General features: G+C 38.3%; 2 protein-coding genes. One reads left to right on the top strand and one right to left on the bottom strand.

Translation table 11 applies throughout. From position 1 onward, the window contains the following. A partial coding sequence (locus tag IQR33_RS34935; RefSeq protein ID WP_228014231.1) for a hypothetical protein occupies nt 1-197 on the top strand: 197 nt, incomplete at its 5' end. On the opposite strand, the gene IQR33_RS34930 is transcribed toward IQR33_RS34935, so the two are convergent. Then, on the bottom strand, nt 194-478 hold a 285-nt coding region (locus IQR33_RS34930), incomplete at its 5' end, for a hypothetical protein (protein ID WP_228014230.1). The two genes, IQR33_RS34935 and IQR33_RS34930, sit on opposite strands and share 4 nt — an antisense overlap.

The raw sequence follows: 478 nt of genomic DNA, 5'->3' as shown, positions 1-478 counted from the left end.
TAGGGGAAAAAATATTCAAACTTCAGGTGCAAGGAAAAGAAGGTGAGAACGTTGAGGTTTCTACTTATGTGTATCGTTTGTTCGGTACTCTAATTTGCTTAACGGTGCCGATTTTGTTCTTGATAGTTGTTTTCCCTAAACGTCGATCTCTGTCTGACCGAATGAGCTCGAGTAACGTCAAAACTCGTATAGTTTAAAGAATCTTTTCTGTGGCAATATCTACTGGCTCATCAGGGGATATTGTCATTGAGTGGTTAACACGCCATAGAGAAATGGGTGAGCGACTAAATCTATCTAAGTTATAAATCGAATCGTCAATTTGAACCATACTCCGGTAAATCACTTTTCCATGATTATTCTTCAGTTGCAAGATAAAGCTCGGAGTGGAGTAGTCCGAAGTGTTTCTTTGCATCTGAGTGGTTAGTATTTTCTGAATACTGTAACGTTTTGAGCCATTATCGATTTTAGATATTAGTGC

This window comes from Vibrio sp. OPT46 (genome assembly GCF_015163535.1).
Lineage (GTDB): Bacteria > Pseudomonadota > Gammaproteobacteria > Enterobacterales > Vibrionaceae > Vibrio > Vibrio alginolyticus.
The sequence above is the reverse complement of the archived record's forward strand: the minus strand, read 5'-3'. Positions and strand labels throughout refer to the sequence as shown.